The following is a 22,074-nucleotide window of genomic DNA, read 5'->3' as shown; positions in this document are numbered from 1 at the left end:
CTAACCCCGGTCACGCTTCCAACCCTCGACCCGCTCGGCCCACCAGGTGACGAAAGCCGGCTCCGGTTTCGCCTCCACATCCAGCGCCCAGCAGCGCTCGTCGACGAAATCCGTACATTTCACGGCATCCTTGGCCGTCATGACCACCACCGAGGCCTCCTTGGGCAGGTCCGCCGCCGAGAATCGATGATGGTCGCCGAAAGCGTGCTTCTCATGGGCGATCCCCAGGGCTTCCAGCGTGTCGAAAAACCGCTGCGGATGGCCGATACCCGCCAGTGCCGCCACCGATTCGCCCGGACCGAATGGCGGATGCTCGACGGGATGGCACTCGCCGCTCGTCAGATGTCGCCATGCCACGGGAGAGAGCGTCAGCGAAAAACGGGGCGCTGCGCCCTCTTCATCGTCGGCTAGCGGAACCTTCCCGCCGTTGCCGATCAGTGCATCGACGTCGCGCAAGCGCTCGAGAGGCTCCCGGAGCGGCCCTCGCGGCAGGCAGCGCCGGTTGCCAAAGCCGCGCCGGGCATCGACGACGACCAGTTCCAGCGTACGGCCCAGGGCGTAATGCTGGAGACCGTCGTCGGCGACCACGATGTCGCACTGGGCATGTTCGATTAGCCAGCGCGCCGCTTGGGGACGATCGGGGTCGACGACCAGCGGGACCCCGGTCTGTCGAGCGAGCATCAGCGGCTCGTCGCCGCTCTGCGCCACCGACGTCTCCGCGGTCACCGCCAGTGGGTAGCGTTCGGCCTTGCCGCCGTACCCCCTGGAGACGATCCCCGGCCGCCAGCCGTTGTCGCCCAGCCAGCGCACCAGCCAGGCGACCAGCGGCGACTTGCCGGTCCCGCCCACGGAGAGATTGCCCACCACGACCACCGGTACCGGCGGCTGCCATACCGCCCGGCGCCCCGTCCGATAGGCCTCTCGCCGGCGCGCGACGATGGCGCGATAGAGCCACTCCAGCGGCGCCAGCAGGCCGAGCCAGGCTGAACCGCGATACCAGGCGCGCTCGAGCGGGGTCACGCCTCCTCCTGAAACTGGAGCTGATATAACGAGGCGTAGGCACCGCCCTTCTCCAGCAGTTCGGCGTGAGTCCCGCTCTCGATCAGGCAGCCCTGATCCATGACGGCGATTCGATCGGCGCGCTCGATGGTCGACAGTCGGTGGGCGATGACGAATGTCGTTCGACCCTGGCAGACCACCTCCAACGCACGCTGGATATAGCGTTCGGACTCGGTATCCAGCGCCGACGTCGCCTCGTCGAGTATCAACACCGGGGCGTCCTTGAAGATGGCCCGGGCGATTGCCAGGCGCTGGCGCTGGCCGCCGGAGAGCATGACGCCGTTGTCACCGACCAGGGTGTCGTAGCCTTTCGGCAACTGTTCGATGAACTCGTGGGCATAGGCCGCCTTGGCTGCCGCCTCGATCTGCTCGCGGCCGGCATCGGGCACGCCGTAGGCGATGTTGTCGGCGATCGTGGTGTTGAACAGCGTCACCTGCTGGGAGACCAGGGCGATCTGCTGGCGAAGCGGCGACAGCCGATACTCCTGGATATCGACGTCGTCGATCAGGATGCGACCGTCGGTGGGCCGATAGAATCTCGGCAACAGCGACATCAGCGTCGACTTGCCGCTCCCGGAGCGCCCGACGATGGCGACCATCTGGCCAGCGGGCACGTCGAGATCGATGCCCTTGAGCACCTCCGGCTGGTCTTCGTCATAGGCGAATCGCACCCCTTCGAAGCGGACGTCGCCCTTCAGTCGCTGCGGCATCCGGCTGCCCTCGTCGTGTTCCGTCGGGCGGCTCAACAGGCCGAACAGCTCCTGGGACGCCGACAGGCCCTTCTGGATGATGCTGTTGACGTCGGTCAGCGAGCGGATCGGCTTGGCCATCAGCGAGGCTGCCGTGATGAAGGCGACGAATTCGCCCGGCGTCATGGCGTTCATCAACTCCGGCGCCATCGCCAGCCACACCAGCCCCGCCAGTGCCAGCGCCACCAGTAGCTGGATGACCGGCGTACTGGTCGCCTTGGTCATCGCCTCCTTGATGCTCTGCTCGCGGTTGTAGTTGCTGGCGGCCTCGAAGCGGCGCTTTTCATACTCCTCCGCGCCGTGGGTGCGCACGACCCGATAACCGGTCAGCGCCTCGGAGGCGACGTGGGTCACGTCCCCCATCGAGTTCTGGATACGCCGGGAGATCTTGCGGAAGCGCTTGCTGGTGTAGCGCACCACTAGCCCGATCAACGGCGTCACGCACATGAAAATCAGCGTCAGCATCCAGTTGGTCCAGAACAGATAGCCGATCAGGCCGATCACGAACAGGCCCTCCCGCAGGATGATCGTGATCGCATTGGTGGCGGCGCCCGTCACCTGCTCGACGTGATAGGTGACCCGGGAGATGAGATGGCCACTGGAGTGCATGTCGAAGAAGCGGCCCGGCAGGTGCAGCATGTGGTTGAAGACGTTGCAGCGCAGCCGATGCACTACGTTGCGCGCCACGTTGCTCATGAAGTAGGTGCCGAGAAAGGTTCCGACCCCCCGGGCGGCAAACATGCCGATCACGAATAGCGGCAGGAAGTAGCGAAACGCGGCGTCGGGATGCTGTATCCCGTCGATCAGCCGTTTCATCATTTCCGCCAGAGCCGTGCTCGAGGCGGCGTAGATGGCATAGCCGACCACCGCCAGGGCGAACGAACGCCACTCTACGCGGACGTATTCTAGAAGGCGTCGATAGAGTGCCAAACTGGAAGCTTGCGACACGGTAACTCCGTTCGACTGGAAAAAGGTCTGGCCTGCGGCGCTGCGCACACCGTTCAGCCAGGACACCGAGGGGACGAGCGGCGGCGAAGCCCCGCTCCGCCGTTGTGCGCCCCCGGGCGCCCATCAGGGGCTGGATTCTACCCCAACATCCCCCACGTCGACAGCCGAGCGCCTAGACCATCCCGGATGGCGCTGGGTGGAGACCTCGAGCTCGGATGGCGTCAACACGATACGTACCGCGCCATCGTAGGCTGTGTTCCAGACCCGGCTCCCGGCATCGACGAAGCGCTGCACGACCGCCGGCGCCGGGTGGCCGAACGGATTGCCGCGTCCGCTGCTGAAGATCACCTCGCGCGGGCGCGTCGCCGCGACCAGAGTCGGTGACGAGCTGGTGGCGCTGCCATGATGGCCTGCCACCAGCACATCCAGGCGGCGGCGCCCCAGCGGGCCGCGTTCGAGCGCATCGACGAACTCACGCTCCCGACCCGCCCCGGCGTCGCCGGTGATCAGCACCCTGCGCGTGCCCAGCGTCACCAGCAGGACACAGGAGCGGTCGTTGGCGTTGGCGGCGATATCGCCAGCCGGCGGCGAGAGAAAACGCCACGAGGCCTCCCCATCCCGCCAGCCGCCGCCAGCCTCGCAGGGCCGCGACGGCAAGCCCAGTTCGTTGCCGCGAGGCGCCCACCAGTGCTCCACCCGATGCTCCCGGCGCAGCGCTGCGACCCCTCCCGAGTGATCGGTATCGCTGTGGGTGACGACGACATCGTCGAATCGCTGGCCCGGCGGCCACAGCAGGGAAGCCGGCATGAAACCCGAGCCGAAGCGGGGACCGGTATCGACCAGCACGCGTCGCTCCCGCGTTTTCAGCTCGACCATCTGCCCCTGGCCGACGTCGTAGACGGTGACGACCAACTGGTTCCGTTCCGGGCCAGGCGCTCGCAGCAGCGCGACGAGTATCAGCAACGATGGACAAGCCCACGCCCGCGTCGCCCGTTCTACACCGGGCAGCAGCCATAGCAGCCCCCACAGCATCAAGGCCGAGGCGATCGGCCAGCGCCACCAGGGCGCGGGGCTCCACAACGGCCAGCTGCCGGCGGCGCTGGCGAGAACGGCGGCCAGCGCCACCGCCAACTGATCGAAGGGCCACCAAACCCAGCTCGCCACCGTCGGCCAGCCGCTGAAAAGCCAGCCCACGAACCCGAGCGGCACCATCACACTACCGACCAGCGGTACGGCAAACAGATTGACCAGCGGCGCCACTGGCGACAGGCGTCCAAAGGCGAGAAGTACCGCTGCCGCCATGAACGGCGCCAGCAACCACTGACTGCGCAGCAACGCGATTACCCACCCTCTCCAACCGGTGGGACGAGGTCGCCCCGACCACGCCATGATCAACACGGCAACGGCCAGAAAAGAGAGCCATAGACCCGGCCGCCAGGGCGCGAGAGGATCACTGATCACGGTCAGCGCCAGGGCCAGCCACCAGGCCTGCCACCAGCCGGGAGCGTGACGCCCGCTGGCCGCCCAGAGCCCGACCGCGGTCATGATCGCGGCCCGGGTGGCGGGGGGCTCGAAGCCGGCCAGGCCGGCATAGGCGAACGCCGCTGCCCCCGCCCCGATCCACGGCCAGACCGTCATCCGCCAGGAGAGTGGCTGAAACCAGCGCGACAGTCGCCGGAGAAGCCACAGCACGAGCGTCGCGACGAGGCCGACGTGCAAACCCGAGATCACCATCAGATGCGTCGTGCCCGTGGCATTGAGCAGCCGCCAGTCGTCATCGTCGAGCCGGTCTCCCGCGCCGAGCGTCAATGCCGCCAGCCAGCGCTTGCCTCTGGGTGACAACGCCATCTCCTCCAACTGGCCGAGCGCCAGCCGGCGCAGGGAGAAAGCGGCCCCGGCGAGGCGTCGTGGCGACTCGTCGCGAACGTAACCGAGCGCCTGAATCCCCTCCCGCCAGAGCCAGGCGCCGTAATCGAAGGTATCCGGGTTGGCGAACCCCAGCGGCTCGCGCAGGCGGGTATTGAACGACCAGCGCTCCCCGGTCTGCAGCTCGGGGCCGCCGTACCAGGACAACCTGACCCGCGTGGCCACGGGGCAGGCGTCATCCGGCTCGGCGGGACTGCAGCCATCGATATCGAAAAGGAAGCGGGAACGGCGCTGATCGGCATCCAGGGACAGAATGCGCCCGGTCAGCACGAACTCGTGTCCCGCCAAGGACGGAGGCAGCACGCCCTGGCGCTGCTGACCGACATCATGGGCACAGGCCAGGAATGCCAGCATCGCCAGGCCTCCCCACAGCGACCGTCTCCAGAGCGCCAACGCCAGACCGACACCGGCGATGACCCACGGCACGCCCCAGAGCGGGCCTTCCACGCCGCCGATGCGCTGGCCGACGAGCGCGCCGGTGATCGCGGCCAGCGCCAATGGCATGGCCCAGCCGGCACGACGGACCCATGCCCAGGTCCGTCTTTTCGCTTCAACGGCCGGCAAGGCCAAGGCTTCTCGATGAAGGACTTAACATGGCGAGCCCTTGGGGTTGTATGGATAATGGGCCTTCTTCGTCCAGCGAGCGGCCTCATGTCTCGTCGATGGTTACAACGCTACATCCCCAGCCAGGAGAGGCTGCAGCGCACTCGTTCGCTGCGATTCATGCACCACATGCTGGGCGATCCGGCGATGTGGGTACTCTCTCGCCGTAGTGTCGCCAACGCCTGCATGGTCGGCCTGTTCGCGGCGATGCTGCCCATTCCCGGCCAGATGCTGCTGGCGGCATTCGGTGCCTACTGCCTGCGCGCCAACCTGCCGCTTTCCGTCAGTCTGGTCTGGCTGACCAACCCCCTGACCATGCCGGTGGTGTTCTACTTCAACTATCGGGTCGGCGCCTGGGTCATGAACTATCCCGCGCGTCAGGTACCGGATCACATCACCACCATGTGGATCGCCGAGCAGATGGCTCACATCATCCTGCCGCTGGCGGTCGGCTCGGTCATCGTCGGACTGGTGCTGGCCACCGCCGGCAACGTGCTGGTGCGATTGATCTGGCGGTTCCAGATCTACCGTAGCTGGCGCAAACGCGCCAGACGGCGACAGCGCCGGCAGCGGCAGTGAGCGCCGACGCGACGAAGCCATCGATACCGTGCCCGGCGAGCGCGCGGGCGCACAAAAAAAGCCGCCCTGGACTATTGATCGTCCAGGACGGCTTCGGCTTTAGCCAACGATGTCAGACGGCGCTCAATTGGCCTCGGTCCAGGCGCATCGTGCGGTCCTGATGCGCCGCCAGCGACATGTCATGGGTAACCACCACGAACGCACAATCGGTGGTCGCCGCCAGTTCGTCCATCATGGCGAGGATATTGCCCGCCGTATCCTGATCCAGATTGCCGGTGGGCTCGTCCATCAGCACCAGGCTGGGATCGGTGACCAGCGCCCGGGCAATGGCCACGCGCTGGCGTTCACCGCCCGACAGCTCGCCCGGCTTGTGCGCGCCTCGCGGCGCCATCCCGACCCGATCCAGCAGCTTCTGCGCCTTGTCGACCGCGACCTTGCGCGTCTGGCCGCGAATGATCAACGGCAGCGCGACATTTTCGGCCGCGGTGAACTCCGCCAGCAGGTGGTGGAACTGGTAGACGAAGCCGATATAGCGATTGCGGAAACTGCCCAGCGCCGCCTCACCCAGCCCCGCCAACGACTGGCCACCGATGATGACCTCGCCGCCGCTCGGCCGATCCAGGCCGCCAAGGAGATTGAGCAGCGTGGTCTTGCCAGAGCCCGAACTGCCGACGACGGCCACCCGCTCGCCGGCTCGCACCTGCAGGTCCAGGTGGTCCAGAACGGTGATATCCTGCGGCCCCTCGCTGTAAACCCGCGTGAGCTGGCGGCAGTCGAGCATGATGTTGTCTCCGCTGGCGGATGATCGAGAGTCGAGTTCACTCATAGCGCAGCACCTCCGCTGGCTGAATTCGCGCCGCTCGCCAGGCCGGATAGAGCGTCGACAGGAAGGTCAGGCCGAAGGCGCTGGAGACGATCACGACGAGATCGCTCATTTCGAGCCGCGACGGCAGATAGCTGATGAAATAGACATTGGGATCGAGGAACTGAATACCGGTGGCAGCCTGGAACCAGGCGATGATATCGGACACCGTCAACGCCAGAATGACGCCCGCGATGACGCCGATCACGATACCGATGATCCCGATCGCCAGGCCCTGCACCACAAAGATGCCCATGATCGATTTCGGCTTGGCGCCGATGGTGCGCAGAATCGCGATGTCCGCGTGCTTGTCGGTAACCACCATGACCAGCGTCGAGACGATGTTGAACGCCGCCACCGCGACAATCACCATCAGCAGCAAGCCGATCATGTGCTTTTCCATCTGGATCGCCTGGAACAGGTTGCCGTGGGTGTAGGTCCAGTCGAGGCCGCGATAGCCGGCGCCCAGATTCGAGACGATGTCCCGCGTCACCGGACCCGCCTTGAACAGGTCGTCAAGCTCGAGACGCAGCCCATCGACCTTGTCGCCAAGCCGAGCCAGTGTCTGCATGTCCTCGATATTGGCATAGGCCAGATTGGCGTCCAGGTCGGCTCCCACCTTGAAGATGCCGCTGACCGTGAAGCGCTTGAGCCGCGGAAAGACACCACCTGGCGTGATCGACGCCTCGGGCACCAGCAGCGTGACCCGGTCTCCCACGCCGACGCCGAGATTGCGCGCCAACAGCGAGCCGAGCACCACGTGCCAACTGCCGGGTGAAAGATCGTCCAGCGAACCGGCCTGCATGTGCTGGCCGATGATCGAGACCTTGCGCTCATATTCCGGCTGCACCCCGGTGACCATCGCCCCCTGGGTGCGGCCACTGGCCGAGAACATGCCCTGCTGCTGCACGTAGGGCGCGGAGGCGATCACATCCTTGTGCTGGTCGACCTTCTCGGCCAATGCCTTCCAGTCCTGCATGCCGCCCTGCTGCTCGATGCGAGTATGCGGCACCATGCCCAGCACGCGAGTGCGGAGCTCATGATCGAAGCCGTTCATGACCGACAGCACCAGGATCAGAACCGCGACCCCGAGCGCCAGCCCGAGCATGGAGGTGAGTGAAATGAAGGAGATGAAGTGGTTACGTCGTTTGGCCCGAACATATCTCAGGCCCACCAGAAAGGGTAAGCGGTCAAGCATCAGGTAGGGTTCCTTGTCAGCAGCGGCTCATGTTACGGGTTTTGACGGTTGCGGCAAACGCTCGTCTGCCAAGCGATTTGTCGCTTGCCAGCCATGTCCCCCACGCTAGACTGTCATTCCGTCGGCGATTGGGCGGCGGATACCGTGGAACGGCGGCGATATTCTCGGTCGAATGCCCTTCGGCAAGTGTCGGTCGACCTCTTGCAGCGCCACGCTCAAACTCTACAATGCCGCGTCCTCGACATCGGCTCTGACGCACACTGGCCCTTATGCGCAATGGAGACACCATGACCCTGCGTCTGTTCCCCGAATGGTACCCGCAAGATGCGATCCAATTGACCTGGCCGACGCCGACCAGCGACTGGGCGCCGCTGCTCGAGCATATCGAGGCGACGCTGGAGGCGATGGTGGTCGCGATCACGCGTTACCAGCCGGTACTGATCGTCGTCCACGACGATCGCCAGCGGGCCCGCCTGGGCGGCCGATTCGCGGCGCTAGGGGTCGATGCCGCCCGTTACCATCTCGCAGTGGCGCCCAGCGACGATACCTGGGCACGAGATCACGGCCCGATCGCCATCGAACGCGACGGCACTCTCGAGCTGCTCGACTACGTCTTCACCGGCTGGGGCGGCAAGTTTGCGGCCGAACGCGACGATGCGCTGACCCGGACGCTGGCCGACCAGCAGCTGTTCGCGGCCGCCGTGGTATCGCAAGCGCTGATCCTCGAGGGCGGCGCCATCGATACCGATGGCGAAGGCACCCTGCTGACGACTTGCGCCTGCCTGCTCAACCCCAATCGCAATCCGGGGCTGGATCGCGACGCGGTCGAAAACCAGCTTGCGGAACAGCTTGGCGCTTCTCGCGTGCTGTGGCTCGAGCACGGCCATCTCGAGGGCGACGATACCGACAGCCATGTCGATACGCTGGCGCGTTTCTGCGATCCCGCAACGATCGCCTACGTACGCTGCGATGACCCCGACGATGTGCACCATGAAGCGCTGATGGCCATGGAAGAGGAACTCAAGGCCCTGCGGCGCGAAGATGGCTCGCCCTATCGCCTGCTGCCGCTGCCGTGGCCCAAGCCATGTCTCGACCCGGAAGACGGGCATCGCCTGCCGGCGACTTATGCCAATTTCCTGATCATCAACGGCGCGGTGCTGGTGCCGACCTACGGTGACGCTGCCGATTACCGCGCGCTCAAGGTGCTCGACGAGGCCTTTCCCGGTCGCGACGTGATACCGATCGACTGCCGTGCCGTCATTCGCCAGCATGGCAGTCTCCACTGTCTAACCATGCAGCTGCCGCGAGGTTCGCTGAACCCCGCACTCTTCCCAGGTTAAGGAGAGACAATGTCCAAGACACTCAAGATCGGTCTGGTGCAGCAGCAGGCCTGGCCGGAAAAACAGCGCAGCCTCGATGCGAGCGAAGCCGGCATCCGCGAGCTCGCCGCCCAGGGCGCCGAACTGATCCTGCTGCAGGAACTGCACGCGACCCACTACTTCTGCCAGTCCGAGGACACCGCGCTCTTCGATCTCGCCGAGCCGCTGGACGGACCGACCGGGCAGAAATTGGCCGAGCTGGCTAGAGAGCTGGACATCGTCATCGTCGGCTCGATCTTCGAGCGCCGCGCCGCCGGCCTCTATCACAACACGGCGATCGTGCTGGATCGCGCCCGAGGCCGCGTCGGACACTATCGCAAGATGCACATTCCCGACGATCCCGGCTTCTACGAGAAGTTCTACTTCACCCCGGGCGACGAAGACGAGAGCCAGGGGTTCGAGCCGATCGACACCTCCGTCGGCCGCCTCGGCGTACTGGTTTGCTGGGATCAGTGGTATCCGGAAGCCGCCCGTCTCATGGCCCTGGCGGGCGCCGACCTGCTGCTCTACCCCACGGCGATCGGCTGGACGCCCTCGGACGACGCCGCGGAGAAGCAGCGCCAGAAAGAGGCGTGGACCTTGATCCAGCGCTCTCATGGCGTCGCCAACGGCCTGCCGGTCCTCGTCGCCAACCGCGTCGGCCATGAAGCCGATCTATCGCAGGTTGGCGAAGGCATCGATTTCTGGGGTGGCAGTTTCGTCTGTGGTCCTCAGGGCGAATTGCTGGCCCATGCCGGCGAAGCGAGCGAGAACCTGCTGGTCGATGTCGATCTGTCACGCAGCGAGGACGTTCGCCGGATCTGGCCCTACCTGCGCGACCGCCGCGTCGATGCCTACGCCGACCTGACCCGTCGCTATCGCGACCGCTGACCCGCTCTCGTCGTGTCGCTGCCGCCGGACACGGCGGCAGCGCTGTCGGCCAAGTTCCGGTGTGGGCACCGATCCACCGCTTCCCGCTACTTGTAACGACAGTTAAGATAACGGTATAAACCGAAAGCCACCTCTCGGGACCCGTCAATGGAACTGCAGTATCGCTTGCTGGCCGAGCTCGAATCCGACTTCGATCACCTGATCGATGCAGTCGAGCACCTGGCAACGGCCTACGCCGACAACCCGACACCCGCCTGGGCACTGGGCGATTCGGACGTCGACGCCAGCTGGCTCCGCCGCGCCTTGACCGACTTCTGGTATCAGGATGGGCAGGATGGTCGTGAAACGCGCAACTACATCGGTGTGATCGTCGCCGGACCGGCGATCATGGAAGCGGTCGAAGCGGTCAACCACGCCAAGGCACGATTTGCCGCGACACTGAAACGCATCCGTCACTCCGCGCCGAGATTGATCCCCGAGATCAAGGCCGTCCTGCCCTTCCGACATCCGGTGCTGCACGACCACCTGCGGGGCCAGGGGCTGGCCCGCCTGCATCTCAAGCAGTGCTGGCGCCAGTTGCCGGTCGCCGACGCGCCGCTCTCGCGCATCAGGCTTGCCTGGTACACCAGCGGCCGCTCGATCAAGCGCCTCAGCGTCGCGGATGCAGAAGCCCGATTGAAGCAGATGGACCTGGCGGCGCCGCACATTCAAATTCAACTGCGCAAGCTCGCCGACATCCCCAGCGACGAACCCCTGGCACAGATCCAGCAGCAGGCGCCGGTGATGCGAGCCAACCTGTTCTTCCGCGAGGCTTTGGAGGATGGACGCATGCGTCGGGCCATGAACCTGCCGCTGCCGCTGTTCATCCCGGACCCCGTACTGAAGCTACCGCATCTCAATGACCCACCGGCACATCCACCGAAGACGCGAACCCGCGCCCGTCGATCCGATCAGCGGCTGGAAGACGATGTGTTTCTGAAGAGTCTGCGTGTCTATCGCTATCGTAACCCGGCGCTGCAGATCGCTATCGAACGTCAGCAAACGACAGAGAAGCCGTGATTCGACTCGCCTGACCTTAGTCAGCGTGGGCGCGCCCGACTGACCGGGCGCGCTGGCTGGCCGGATTCAGAACAGCCGGTTCAGGCCGTTCTGGGCCGCGATGCGATAGGCCTCGGCCATGGTGGGGTAGTTGAAAGTGGTATTGATGAAGTAGCGCAGCGTGTTCGCCTCGCCCTTCTGCTGCATGATCGCCTGACCGATATGGACGATCTCCGAGGCCTGGTCGCCAAAACAGTGGATCCCCAGAATCTCCAGCGTCTCGCGGTGGAACAGGATCTTGAGCATGCCGGCGGTATCGCCGGTGATCTGCGCACGGGCCGTATCCTTGAAGAATGCCTGAGCCACTTCGTAGGGCACCTTGGCTTCGGTCAGTTCCCGCTCGGTCTTGCCCACCGAACTGATCTCGGGAATCGTGTAGATCCCGGTGGGTATATCGTCGACGAAACGAAAATCCTCGCCGAGGAACTCGTCGCTGGCACTGCGGCCCTGGTCGTAGGCCGCACTCGCCAGGCTCGGCCAGCCGATCACGTCCCCCACCGCATAGATGTGCGGGATCGCCGTACGATAGTGGTCGTCCACCTGCAACTGGCCGCGACCGTTGGCTTCCAGCCCAATGTTCTCCAGCCCCAGCTCGTCGGTATTGCCGGTGCGTCCGTTGGCCCACAGGAAGGCATCGGCGCGCAGGCGCTTGCCGGACTCCAGATTGACCACCACGCCGGCCTCATCCCCTTCGACACTGCGATACTCTTCGTTGTGCCGAATCAACACGCCGTAGTTGCGCAGCTCATAGGAGAGCGCGTCACTGATCTCGTCGTCGAGGAACGACAACAGCCGCTCACGAGTGTCGATCAGGTCGACCTTGACGCCCAGGCCGGAGAAGATGGAGGCGTACTCGGACCCGATCACACCGGCACCGTAGATGATCAGGGTGCGCGGCGTATGCGACAAGCCGAGAATGGTGTCCGAACAGTAGATCCGCGGGTGACGGAAGTTGACGTCCGCGGGCCGGTAAGGGCGCGACCCGGTGGCGATCACGAACTGCGGCGCACTGAGCTCTTCCGCGCCTTCGTGATTGTCGCGAACCACGACGGTGTGTTCGTCGCGGAAACGGGCCACGCCGAAGAACAGATCGATACGGTTGCGGGAGTAGAACTTGGTGCGGAGTTCGACCTGCTGATCGATCGTCACCCGGGAGCGTTCCAGAACCTTCGGAAACGAGAACCAGCGGGGCTCGCCAATATCGCGAAACATGCGGTTGGTGTTGAACTGCATGATCTGCTTGACCTGGTGCCGTAGCGCCTTGGAGGGGATGGTCCCCCAGTGCGTGCAGTTGCCACCGACCGAGGACTGCCGCTCGACAATGGCGACACGCTTGCCATGCTTCGCCGCATTGATTGCCGCGCTCTCTCCCGCGGGCCCCGAGCCGATGACCACGAGGTCGTAATTGTGAACTGCCATGTGCTTCGCCTACTCCTTACCCGATGGCTTCCGATTCGATTGGCTCGTGGCGACGCCGTTGCCCCGCATGTCGCTCAACGCTTGACGGCGTTGTAACCCAGGTCCGCGCCGCGATTCTCGTCGCTGCGCCGACGCGCTCCGGCCAGGTTCTTGCGACTCTCCTCCTCGCAGACCTCATCGTTGCCGCCACAGATTTCGCACCCGTTCTTCAGGCCCAGCGTGTTGAGACCGCCGCAGGAGCCGGCGAGGGGCTTGCGCCCGAGGATGACGCCGATCGCCATGCCGCCGACCAGCAGCAGCATGATGGCAAAGGCCAGAATCCAGATCGTCATGACTGATCCTCCTAATCCGAGTCTTTCAGGTAGCGCTGAAACGCGGTCGAGGCCCGAGTTTCAAAGCCATCCGGGGTTTTGACAACGAGATAGACCGCCAGGTTTTCCCGCTCGGCCATGGCATAGCCCGCGTCCGGCCCCATGACCTCCACCGCCGTGGCCAGCGCATCGGCCGTCATGCAGTCGGACGTGATCACCGTCACCGAGACCAGGTGATGCTGTATGGGCCGGCCGGTGCGGGGATCGATGGTGTGCGAGTATCGCTTGCCGTCGCTTTCGAAATAGTTACGGTAGTCGCCCGATGTCGCCACGGCCGAATCGTCCAGCTCTATGATACGCTGCACGCTGCGCTCGTTCGAGATCGGTTTTTCCACCGCGATCCGCCACGGCTCGTCGCCGGGCTTGCTGCCTCGCGTGCAGATCTCGCCACCCACCTCGACCAGGTAGCGCTGGACGCCCAGGGCATCCAGGGCCCGCGCCACGGCGTCAACGCCATACCCCTTGGCAATGCCCGACAGATCGACATAGACCGGCTTGGTCTTGGTCAGGGTATTGCCATCGAGCTTCAGCGCCTGGTAATCGACCTCTTGCAGCGCCTTGGCGATGGCGTCGTCGCCGGGTACGCGATCCGGATGCTTGTCCGGCCCGAACCCCCACAAGTTCACCGCCGCACCGACCGTGACATCGAAGGCACCGTCGGAGATGTCACCGATCCGAATGGCCTCGCGGACCACTTCCGCGGTCTGCGGCGAGAGCTGGAACGGCTCCCCGACCGGCGCCTGATTGAACCTGGAGAGCTCGGAGTCCGGCTTGTAGGTCGACATCAGGTGATCGACCCGGTCCAGCGCCGCCTTGACCGAGCGCTCGATGTCGGCGAGCTGGTCGTCGTCATAGTCGCCGTAGAAGGTGATATGGAACCCGGTACCGAAGATCGGCCCTTCCAGCCGGTAGGACTGAGGGTCACGCTCGCACCCGGCCAGCAGTGCGAATAGCAACAGGGCCAACCCCAGAAGGATCGGCCCTGTCGCTCGGCGCCGTTGCGATCCGATCATCCGCCGAAGTCATCCAGCATGATGTTCTCCGGCTCGACGCCGAGATCGGTCAGCATCTTGATCACCGAGGCATTCATCATCGGCGGCCCGCACATGTAGTACTCGCAATCCTCCGGTGCCGGGTGATCCTTGAGGTAGTTCTCGTAGAGCACGTTGTGAATGAACCCGGTGGGCCCTTCCCAGTTGTCTTCCGGCTGGGGATCGGAGAGCGCCAGGTGCCACTCGAAGTTGTCGAACTCTTCGGCCAGCTGGTCGTACTCTTCGTTGTAGAACGTCTCCCGCCAGGAACGCGCACCGTACCAGAACGACATCTTGCGCGACGACTTCAGCCGCTTGAGCTGATCGAAGATATGGCTGCGCATCGGTGCCATCCCCGCGCCGCCGCCGATGAAGACCATCTCGGCGTCGGTATCCTTGGCGAAGAATTCGCCGAACGGTCCCATCACGGTCACCTTGTCGCCCGGCTTCATCGCGAAGACGTAGGTCGACATCAGGCCCGGCGGATGGTTCGATTTGGGCGGCGGCGTCGCGATACGGATGTTGAACTTGAGAAGCCCCTTCTCTTCCGGGTAGTTCGCCATCGAGTAGGCGCGAATCACCTCCTCGTCGCTCTTGTGCGAGATGTCGAACAGGCCGAATTTCTCCCAGTCTCCGCGGTACTCCTCCTCGATATCGAAGTCCGAGAACTTGATGTCGTAGGGCGGCGCCACCAGCTGCACGTAGCCGCCGGCCCGGAATGCGACTTCCTCGCCTTCCGGCAACTTGAGGTTGAGCTCCTTGATGAAGGTCGCGACGTTGGGGTTCTGCGTCACCTCGCATTCCCACTTCTTGACCCCGAACACCTCGTCGGGGACACGGATCTTCATGTCCTGCTTGACCGGCACCTGACAGGAGAGGCGCCAGCCCTCTTTCTTCTCGCGCAACGTGAAGTGAGACTCTTCGGTCGGCAGGATCGAACCGCCGCCGTCACTCACCTGGCACTTGCACTGGGCGCAGGAGCCGCCGCCGCCACACGCCGAGGAGAGAAAGATACCGTTGGCGGCGAGCGTCTGCAGCAGCTTCCCCCCGGCCTGTGTGGTCACGGTGTTGTCAGGGTCGCCATTGATCTCGATCGCCACGTCGCCGCTGCTCACCAACCGGCTGCGCGCCGCCAGAATGATGGCCACCAATCCCAGCACGATCACGGTGAACATGACGACGCCGAGCACGATGATGGATGTATCAACCATGTCGGATTCCTATATTCCTGTTTGCGGCGGCGCCGCTGTCACGACGCCACCCGGTCATGTTGGTGTCAGAGCTGAATGCCGGAGAAGGACATGAAGCCCAGCGACATCAACCCTGCCGTGATGAAGGTGATGCCGAGACCCTGCAGGCTGCCCGGTACATCGCTGTACTTGAGCTTCTCGCGGATACCCGCCAGCGCCATGATGGCCAGGGCCCAGCCAGCGCCGGCGCCAGCGCCGTAAATCACTGACTCGCCGAAGGTATAGTCGCGCTGCACCATGAACAGCGATGCCCCCATGATGGCGCAGTTGACCGTGATCAACGGCAGGAACACACCCAGGGCGTTGTAGAGCGCCGGCACGAACTTGTCGAGGAACATCTCCAGAATCTGGACGATGGCGGCGATGACGCCGATGTAGCTCAACAGTCCCAGGAAGCTGAGGTCGATGTTCTCGGCGCCTTCCAGACCGGTCCAGCTCAGCGCGCCCGCCTTGAGCAGGTAGTTCAGGATCAGGTTGTTGACCGGCACGGTGATCGTCAGGACCACGATCACGGCGATGCCCAGGCCGATGGCCGAGGAGATCTTCTTGGACACGGCCAGGAAGGTACACATGCCGAGGAAGAAGGCCAGCGCCATGTTCTCGACGAAGACCGCCTTCACGAACAGGCTGAGATAGTGCTCAAACATTGGCGGTCTCCTTGATCTTGGCCTTGCTGTTGGCAACGATGCGATATTCGGTCTTCTCGATCTGCTCCGGGTTGAACCAGCGCAGTACCCAGATCATCAGCCCGATGACGAAGAACGCGGACGGCGGCAGCAGCATCAGGCCGTTCGGGACGTACCAGCCGCCGCTCTGGACGGTCGGCAGGATCGTCAGGCCGAACACGCTGCCGGAGCCCAGCAGTTCACGCACGAAACCGACGATCAGCAGGATCACCGCATACCCCAGGCCGTTGCCGACGCCGTCGAGAAAGCTCATCACCGGCCCGTTCTGCATGGCATAGGCTTCGGCACGCCCCATGACGATACAGTTGGTGATGATCAGGCCGACGAACACCGACAACTGCTTGGACATGTCGTAGGCATAGGCGCGCAGCACCTGGTCGACCACGATCACCAGCGACGCGATGATCGTCATCTGCACGATGATGCGGATCGACGATGGAATGTGATTGCGGATCAACGATACGAACATGCTGGAGAAGGCCGTGACGACAATCACCGCCAGACCCATGACCAGCGAGACGCTCATGGAGTTGGTCACCGCCAGCGCCGAACAGATCCCGAGTACCTGCAAGGCAATCGGGTTGTTCTTGAACACCGGCGACAGGACGACGTCTTTCACGGAGTCGGTAGCCATCTTCACGCACCTCCTTGGGAATCGTCGTGGAATCGGGCCAGGTACGGGGCGTAGCCCTCGTCACTCAGCCAGAACCGCAACATGTTGGTGACGCCCCGACTGGTGAGCGAGGCCCCCGACAGCGCATCGACTTCGTATTCGCCGCTGGCACCGCCTTTCACGAGTTGAATCTGAGGATCCTGGAAATCATCGCCCTCGTAGATCTTCTTGCCGTCCCACTTGGCCTTCCAGCGCGGGTTGTCGACCTCGCCACCAAGGCCCGGCGTCTCCGACTGGTCATAGTAGGATAGCCCCACGATGGTATTGCCGTCGCCACGCACGGACAAGAAACCTTCCATCAGGCCCCACAACCCCTGGCCCCGGATCGGCATGACGATCTGCTCCGGATCGTCGGGATCGCCGACCAGATAGACCGTGGAGTAGTTCTCCTGACGCCCGATGCCGGCGATATCGTCCTCACCCGACAGCGTGCGAGAGGTGGCCGGGTCCCTGGCGGCATCGAACTGGTCGTAGCTGTCCGGATCCAGGTCGTCGGAATATTCGCCGGTCTTGAGATCGACCACCCGCGGGGTGATCAGCTCGGCGTACTTCTCCTCGACATCGTCGCCCGGCTTGTAGAGCTGGGTCACCTGGAGGATGTTGCTCTTACGATCCAGCTCCTGGTTCTGAACCTGCTTCGGCTTGAGAACCACGGCTGCGGAAGAGACGACCACCGAGCAGACGACGCAAAGTGAGAATGCGACGATCAGCGTCTTCTTGATCGAGTTGTTGCTCGCCATCAGACAGCCTCCTTCTCGGTGGGCGTGGGCGCCGGCGCCAGGCTCGCGAGCCGCTTCTGGCGTCGCCGGATGTTAGCCTGCACGAAATAGTGGTCGATGAGGGGCGCGAACAGGTTGGCGAACAGGATCGCCAGCATGATGCCCTCGGGGAATGCAGGGTTGACCACGCGGATCAGCACCGTCATGACCCCGATCAGCGCACCGAAGATCAGCTTGCCGCGATCGGTCATGGACGCCGACACCGGATCGGTGGCCATGAACACCATGCCGAAGGCGAACCCGCCCAGCACCAGATGCCAGTACCACGGCATCGCGAACATCGGATTGGTGTCGGAGCCGACGAAGTTGAACAGCGTGGAGGTCAGGATCATGCCGAGCATGACACCGGCCATGATGCGCCAGGAGGCGATACGCGTCAGCAGCAGCACCGCCGCGCCGATCAGAATCGCCAGGGTCGAGGTCTCTCCCACCGACCCCTGGATGAAGCCGAAGAAGGCATCCCACCAGCTGTACTGCTGATGCAGGCCTTCCATGCCGTTGAGCGACGCATTGGAGAGCGCCGTGGCGCCGGTATAGCCGTCAGCCGGCACCCAGACGCTGTCACCGGAGATCTGGGCCGGATAGGCGAAGTAGAGAAAGGCACGCCCGGTCAGGGCCGGGTTGAGGAAGTTCTTGCCGGTACCGCCGAAGATCTCCTTGCCGATCACCACGCCGAAGGTGATGCCGAGTGCCACCTGCCACAGCGGAATGGTCGCCGGCAGCGTCAGCGCGAACAGCACGGAGGTCACGAAGAAGCCTTCGTTGACCTCGTGGCCACGCTTGACCGCGAACAGCACTTCCCAGAAACCGCCCACCACGAACGTGACCAGGTAGATGGGAAGGAAGTAGGTGGCGCCAAGGACGAAGTTGGCCCAGATACTCGCCGGATCGTGGCTACCCGCCAGCGCCATGGTCAGCGTCTCGCGCCAGCCACCGATCGCGCTGAAGCCATCGGCAATCGCCATGTTGGCCTGATAGCCGGCGTTGTACATGCCAAAGAACATGGCCGGGAAAGTACAGGCCCAGACCGTGATCATGATGCGTTTCAGGTCGATCCCGTCGCGCACGTGCGTCATGCTCTTGGTGACGCTGGGCGGCGAATAGAAAATGGTGTCGACCGCCTCGTAGAGGGCGTAGAACTTCTCGTACTTGCCGCCCTTCTCGAAATGAGGCTCCAGCTTGTCGAGCGTGTTGCGAATCCCCATCGTCAGGCCTCTTTCTCGATCATGGTCAGGTTGTCGCGCAGGATGGGACCATACTCGTACTTGCCGGGGCACACGTAGGTGCACAGCGAGAGGTCTTCCTCGTCCAGTTCCAGGCAGCCGAGCTGCATCGCCGATTCGATGTCGCCGACGATCAGCGAGCGCAGCAACTGGGTCGGCATGATGTCCAACGGCATCACTTTCTCGTAAGCGCCGATCGGCACCATGGCGCGCTCGGAGCCGTTGGTCGAGGTATTGGGCGCGTAGTTGGGCAGCCCCAGGAACTGGGAGACGTAGATCCCCATCACCGAATGGCGATTGCGACCGGGCGACAGCCAGCCCATGAAGGCGCGCTTGTTGCCCTCTTCCAGCAGCGAGAACTGACGATGGAAGCGTCCCAGGAACTGGCGGCTCCCCTCGCACTGCGTGCCACCGAAGATCGATCCCGAGATGACCCGCGTCCCCTCCGGCTGCTCGATTTCGCCCTCGAGCAACTCGTCGCTGCTCGCGCCCAGCCGCGTCCGGACCAGGCGGGGGTTCTTGGCCCGCGGACCGCCGATGGCGACGACGCGGGTCGGATCGAGATGGCCATCGACGAACAGCTTGCCGATGGCGATCACGTCCTGGTAGTCGAGATGCCACACCTGGCGCTGCAGTCCCACCGGCGAAAGGTAATGAATATGCGTCCCCACCAAGCCGGCGGGATGTAGGCCGTCGAAGCCCTGGGCATCGACGCCTTCGAGGTCATCTCCCGGCAAGGGACTGTCGCCACGGCGACACACGAACAGCTTTCCGGGGGTCAGATGCCGGATCACCTCCAGCCCCTGACGGAAGGCATCGCTGTCCGCATCGATGACCACCCTGGGATCTGCCGCCAGCGGATGGGTGTCGATGGCCGTCACGAAAATGTCCGCCGGCACTGCATCGAGCGCCGGAACCCGGGAGAACGGCCGCGTGCGCAACGCCGTCCACAAGCCGGACGCGACCAGTTGATCGACCACCTGCTGGCGTGAGAGCGACGCCAACCCGTCCACCCCATACGCCGTGAACGTTTCGCTCTGTTCTTCTTCATCAAGCTTGATGACGACCGACAACAGGCGACGCTTCTCACCCCGATTGATGGCAACCACTTCGCCGGCCCCGGGCGCGGTATAGCGCACCCCCGGCACCTTCTTGTCGGTGAACAACACCTGGCCCCGCTTCACGCGATCGCCTTCACGGACCTCCATGGTCGGCTTCATGCCGACATAGTCGGACCCGAGCAGCGCGACGTGACGCACGGCGCGCCCCTCGTCGAGACGCTGCTCCGGCGCCCCCGCGACGGGGAGATCCAGGCCTCGTTTGACTTCGATCATAGTCTCGCCCAGTTGTCGAATCTGATATTCGTAAGGAAAGAGCCGACGGACGTCAGGCAGCTTGATTATCCACCGGCAGCGTCGCAGGCGGGAAAGATGACGTCACGGAATTCGATGCTTTGCTTACCAGAAATGAAAGTGGCTTCCGCGGACCGTTGCCTAGGGACCGCACCTAAAAAACGGGCACCAGTATAATGATGCGGGCCTCGGAAGACTACTCGCCGGCATGCCGACCCGGCCGTCGCAACACGAAAAAGTCCCGGCAGGACCGGGACTTTGGACAGCGAAAGCCAATATCTTAGACCAAAGTCGAACCAACGACTCAGGGGGTGGCAGGTAGATAGCGGTGACAGACTCGCGACATGTACTGAAGAATTCGCACCACCTGACAGCTGTAACCGAATTCATTGTCGTACCAGACGTAGAGCACCGCCTGTCGATCGTTGGCGATGGTGGCCTTGGCATCCAGCACGCCGGCGTGACGGTTGCCGACGAAGTCCGATGACACCACTTCCGGCGAGTCGACATAGTCGATCTGCTTGTGCATCGGCGAGTGCAGCGCCATCTGGCGCAGATACTCGTTGAGCGCCTCGCGGTCGGTCGCCTTGCCGAGGGAGAGGTTCAGGATCGCCATCGAGACATTGGGCGTCGGCACCCGAATCGCGTTGCCGGTCAACTTGCCCGATAGCGCCGGCAGCGCCTTGGCCACCGCCTTGGCTGCACCCGTTTCCGTCAGCACCATATTGAGTGGTGCACTACGACCCCGGCGATCCCCCTTGTGGTAGTTGTCGATCAGGTTCTGGTCGTTGGTATAGGAGTGAACGGTCTCGACATGGCCGTGGACGATGCCGAACTCGTCGTCGATCGCCTTCAACACTGGAACGATGGCGTTGGTGGTACAGGAAGCCGCCGAGACGATGCGATCGTCGTCGCCAATGGTCTGGTGATTGATGCCATGGACGATGTTCTTGAGATCGCCCTTGCCCGGCGCCGTCAGCAGAACCTTGGAGACGCCTCGAGATTCCAGATGCTGGGCCAGCCCCTCACGGTCACGCCACTTGCCGGTATTGTCGACCACGATGGCGTTGTCGATGCCGTAGGCGGTGTAGTCGATCTCGGCCGGAGAGTCGGCGTAGATGATTCGGATGTAATGGCCGTTGGCGATCAGCGCGTGATTGTCGTAGTCGACGTCGATCGACCCGGAGAAGGGGCCGTGCACGGAGTCGCGACGCAGCAGGCTGGCCCGTTTCTCGAGATCGTCGCCACTGCCGCGCACGACGATGGCGCGCAGGCGCAGCAGATTGCCGCCCCCCGCCTTCTCGATCATGATCCGGGCGAGAATGCGCCCGATCCGCCCGAAACCGTAGAGCACCACGTCCTGGGGCTCGCCACCCATGCCGCTGCTGTCGTGACAGCCCACGATGTCGGCCAGTTCACGCTTGAGAAACGCCACGACGTCGGTCTCGCCTGCGTTCTTGAACGCCACGCCAAGGCGGCCGATATCGATGTGCGCGGGCCCCAGCCCGAGCTCGGTCATCGCCCGCACCATCGGCAGCGTATCGGCGATCGACAGTTCGGTGCCCTCGACCTTGCGGACGTAGCGGTGGTTCTTGAGAATTCGCGTGACGGAGCGATTGATCAGCGAGCGGCCGAACAGCGACGGAATCACGTTGTACTGGCGATAGAGCTTGCCCAGCAGGGGAATCATCTCCTCGGCGCGAGCTTCGTTGTCCTGCCACTGCTGGAAGACGGTATCGAGCTGATCCTGACTCACAAGCTTGTCTCTCTCTGGTCGAATTGGCGGTCGAACGGGCTCGTCGAGCCGGTCGTTCCATCGGATGGTGGGGGGTGTCGCTCGAGCAAGGATCCAGCCGCGCTGGGCGATATCGAGTCGACTCAAAAACCCCATTATTATCCTCACCCTACGAAACGGGCCGCAATCATTGCGTGGTCGCAACTGTTGTAGTTTCACTACAAAGGTCGTAGCCGGCAGCTCCCCCACCGAAGACAAGAAATACGACTCGGCGCCCCCGGCCT

Annotated in this window: 19 protein-coding genes; 4 read left to right on the top strand and 15 right to left on the bottom strand. The window is 63.9% G+C overall.

Translation table 11 applies throughout. The features are described from left to right. The 3 genes from lpxK to DOM56_RS17765 all read right to left on the bottom strand — a co-directional run bounded on the left by lpxK (window position 1) and on the right by DOM56_RS17765 (window position 5,186). Window positions 1–1,020, bottom strand: coding sequence for a tetraacyldisaccharide 4'-kinase (gene lpxK, locus DOM56_RS17775; RefSeq protein ID WP_110710355.1), 1,020 nt, complete (start codon window positions 1,018–1,020; stop codon window positions 1–3). After that, window positions 1,017–2,756: a lipid A export permease/ATP-binding protein MsbA gene (gene msbA, locus DOM56_RS17770; RefSeq protein ID WP_110600134.1), complete on the bottom strand. Its 1,740-nt coding sequence runs from the start codon at window positions 2,754–2,756 to the stop codon at window positions 1,017–1,019. The genes lpxK and msbA overlap by 4 nt, the downstream gene beginning before the upstream one ends. A 123-nt stretch (window positions 2,757–2,879) precedes the next feature. After that, entirely contained in the window at window positions 2,880–5,186 is a 2,307-nt protein-coding gene (locus tag DOM56_RS17765; RefSeq protein WP_110710354.1) for a DNA internalization-related competence protein ComEC/Rec2, read from the bottom strand. Between the two features lie 147 nt (window positions 5,187–5,333). Here DOM56_RS17765 and DOM56_RS17760 point away from each other — a divergent pair, with 147 nt between their 5' ends. Next, complete coding sequence (locus tag DOM56_RS17760) at window positions 5,334–5,864, top strand: DUF2062 domain-containing protein (RefSeq protein ID WP_110600138.1); 531 nt, start codon at window positions 5,334–5,336, stop codon at window positions 5,862–5,864. Between the two features lie 112 nt (window positions 5,865–5,976). On the opposite strand, the gene DOM56_RS17755 is transcribed toward DOM56_RS17760, so the two are convergent. Further along, window positions 5,977–6,690 (bottom strand): ATP-binding cassette domain-containing protein, encoded by a 714-nt coding sequence (locus DOM56_RS17755; protein WP_110600140.1) that lies wholly within the window; start codon window positions 6,688–6,690, stop codon window positions 5,977–5,979. Further along, window positions 6,683–7,924, bottom strand: a complete 1,242-nt coding sequence (locus DOM56_RS17750) for a lipoprotein-releasing ABC transporter permease subunit (RefSeq protein ID WP_110600142.1) — start codon at window positions 7,922–7,924, stop codon at window positions 6,683–6,685. Before DOM56_RS17750 ends, DOM56_RS17755 begins: the two co-directional genes overlap by 8 nt. A 287-nt stretch (window positions 7,925–8,211) precedes the next feature. On the opposite strand from DOM56_RS17750, the gene DOM56_RS17745 reads away from it, so the two are divergent. From DOM56_RS17745 to DOM56_RS17735, 3 genes are all read left to right on the top strand, one after another. Continuing rightward, window positions 8,212–9,264, top strand: a complete 1,053-nt coding sequence (locus tag DOM56_RS17745) for an agmatine deiminase family protein (RefSeq protein WP_110710353.1) — start codon at window positions 8,212–8,214, stop codon at window positions 9,262–9,264. 9 nt (window positions 9,265–9,273) lie between these two features. Next, on the top strand, window positions 9,274–10,173 hold the full coding sequence (locus tag DOM56_RS17740) for a carbon-nitrogen hydrolase (protein ID WP_110710352.1): 900 nt from the start codon (window positions 9,274–9,276) through the stop codon (window positions 10,171–10,173). Between the two features lie 147 nt (window positions 10,174–10,320). Continuing rightward, window positions 10,321–11,232 carry a DNA replication terminus site-binding protein gene (locus DOM56_RS17735; protein WP_110710351.1) on the top strand — a complete coding sequence of 304 codons (912 nt, stop codon included), beginning with the start codon at window positions 10,321–10,323 and terminating at the stop codon, window positions 11,230–11,232. A gap of 66 nt (window positions 11,233–11,298) precedes the next feature. On the opposite strand, the gene sthA is transcribed toward DOM56_RS17735, so the two are convergent. The 10 genes from sthA to DOM56_RS17685 all read right to left on the bottom strand — a co-directional run bounded on the left by sthA (window position 11,299) and on the right by DOM56_RS17685 (window position 21,811). Further along, on the bottom strand, window positions 11,299–12,690 hold the full coding sequence (gene sthA, locus DOM56_RS17730; RefSeq protein WP_110600150.1) for a Si-specific NAD(P)(+) transhydrogenase: 1,392 nt from the start codon (window positions 12,688–12,690) through the stop codon (window positions 11,299–11,301). A gap of 74 nt (window positions 12,691–12,764) precedes the next feature. Next, on the bottom strand, window positions 12,765–13,022 hold the full coding sequence (nqrM, locus tag DOM56_RS17725) for a (Na+)-NQR maturation NqrM (RefSeq protein ID WP_110600152.1): 258 nt from the start codon (window positions 13,020–13,022) through the stop codon (window positions 12,765–12,767). An 11-nt stretch (window positions 13,023–13,033) separates the two neighbouring features. Continuing rightward, on the bottom strand, window positions 13,034–14,074 hold the full coding sequence (locus DOM56_RS17720) for an FAD:protein FMN transferase (RefSeq protein WP_110710350.1): 1,041 nt from the start codon (window positions 14,072–14,074) through the stop codon (window positions 13,034–13,036). After that, complete coding sequence (gene nqrF / locus DOM56_RS17715; protein WP_110600156.1) at window positions 14,071–15,303, bottom strand: NADH:ubiquinone reductase (Na(+)-transporting) subunit F; 1,233 nt, start codon at window positions 15,301–15,303, stop codon at window positions 14,071–14,073. The genes DOM56_RS17720 and nqrF overlap by 4 nt, the downstream gene beginning before the upstream one ends. Before the next feature lie 65 nt (window positions 15,304–15,368). Further along, complete coding sequence (nqrE, locus tag DOM56_RS17710; RefSeq protein WP_110600158.1) at window positions 15,369–15,989, bottom strand: NADH:ubiquinone reductase (Na(+)-transporting) subunit E; 621 nt, start codon at window positions 15,987–15,989, stop codon at window positions 15,369–15,371. After that, window positions 15,982–16,662 (bottom strand): NADH:ubiquinone reductase (Na(+)-transporting) subunit D, encoded by a 681-nt coding sequence (locus DOM56_RS17705; protein ID WP_110600160.1) that lies wholly within the window; start codon window positions 16,660–16,662, stop codon window positions 15,982–15,984. Before DOM56_RS17705 ends, nqrE begins: the two co-directional genes overlap by 8 nt. Before the next feature lie 2 nt (window positions 16,663–16,664). Beyond that, window positions 16,665–17,444 (bottom strand): Na(+)-translocating NADH-quinone reductase subunit C, encoded by a 780-nt coding sequence (locus DOM56_RS17700; RefSeq protein ID WP_110600162.1) that lies wholly within the window; start codon window positions 17,442–17,444, stop codon window positions 16,665–16,667. Continuing rightward, window positions 17,441–18,685: an NADH:ubiquinone reductase (Na(+)-transporting) subunit B gene (locus tag DOM56_RS17695; RefSeq protein ID WP_110710349.1), complete on the bottom strand. Its 1,245-nt coding sequence runs from the start codon at window positions 18,683–18,685 to the stop codon at window positions 17,441–17,443. The genes DOM56_RS17700 and DOM56_RS17695 overlap by 4 nt, the downstream gene beginning before the upstream one ends. A 2-nt stretch (window positions 18,686–18,687) precedes the next feature. Next, a complete protein-coding gene (locus DOM56_RS17690; RefSeq protein WP_110710348.1) occupies window positions 18,688–20,037 on the bottom strand; it encodes a Na(+)-translocating NADH-quinone reductase subunit A in 1,350 nt (449 codons plus the stop codon). 322 nt (window positions 20,038–20,359) lie between these two features. After that, window positions 20,360–21,811, bottom strand: a complete 1,452-nt coding sequence (locus DOM56_RS17685) for a glyceraldehyde-3-phosphate dehydrogenase (protein ID WP_110710347.1) — start codon at window positions 21,809–21,811, stop codon at window positions 20,360–20,362. Between the last annotated feature and the right edge of the window lie 263 nt (window positions 21,812–22,074).

The sequence above is a fragment of the Salinicola sp. CR57 genome, assembly GCF_003206585.1.
Taxonomy (GTDB): domain Bacteria; phylum Pseudomonadota; class Gammaproteobacteria; order Pseudomonadales; family Halomonadaceae; genus Salinicola; species Salinicola lusitanus.
Note: the sequence above shows the minus strand (reverse complement) of the source record. Positions and strands in the feature narration are given on the sequence as shown.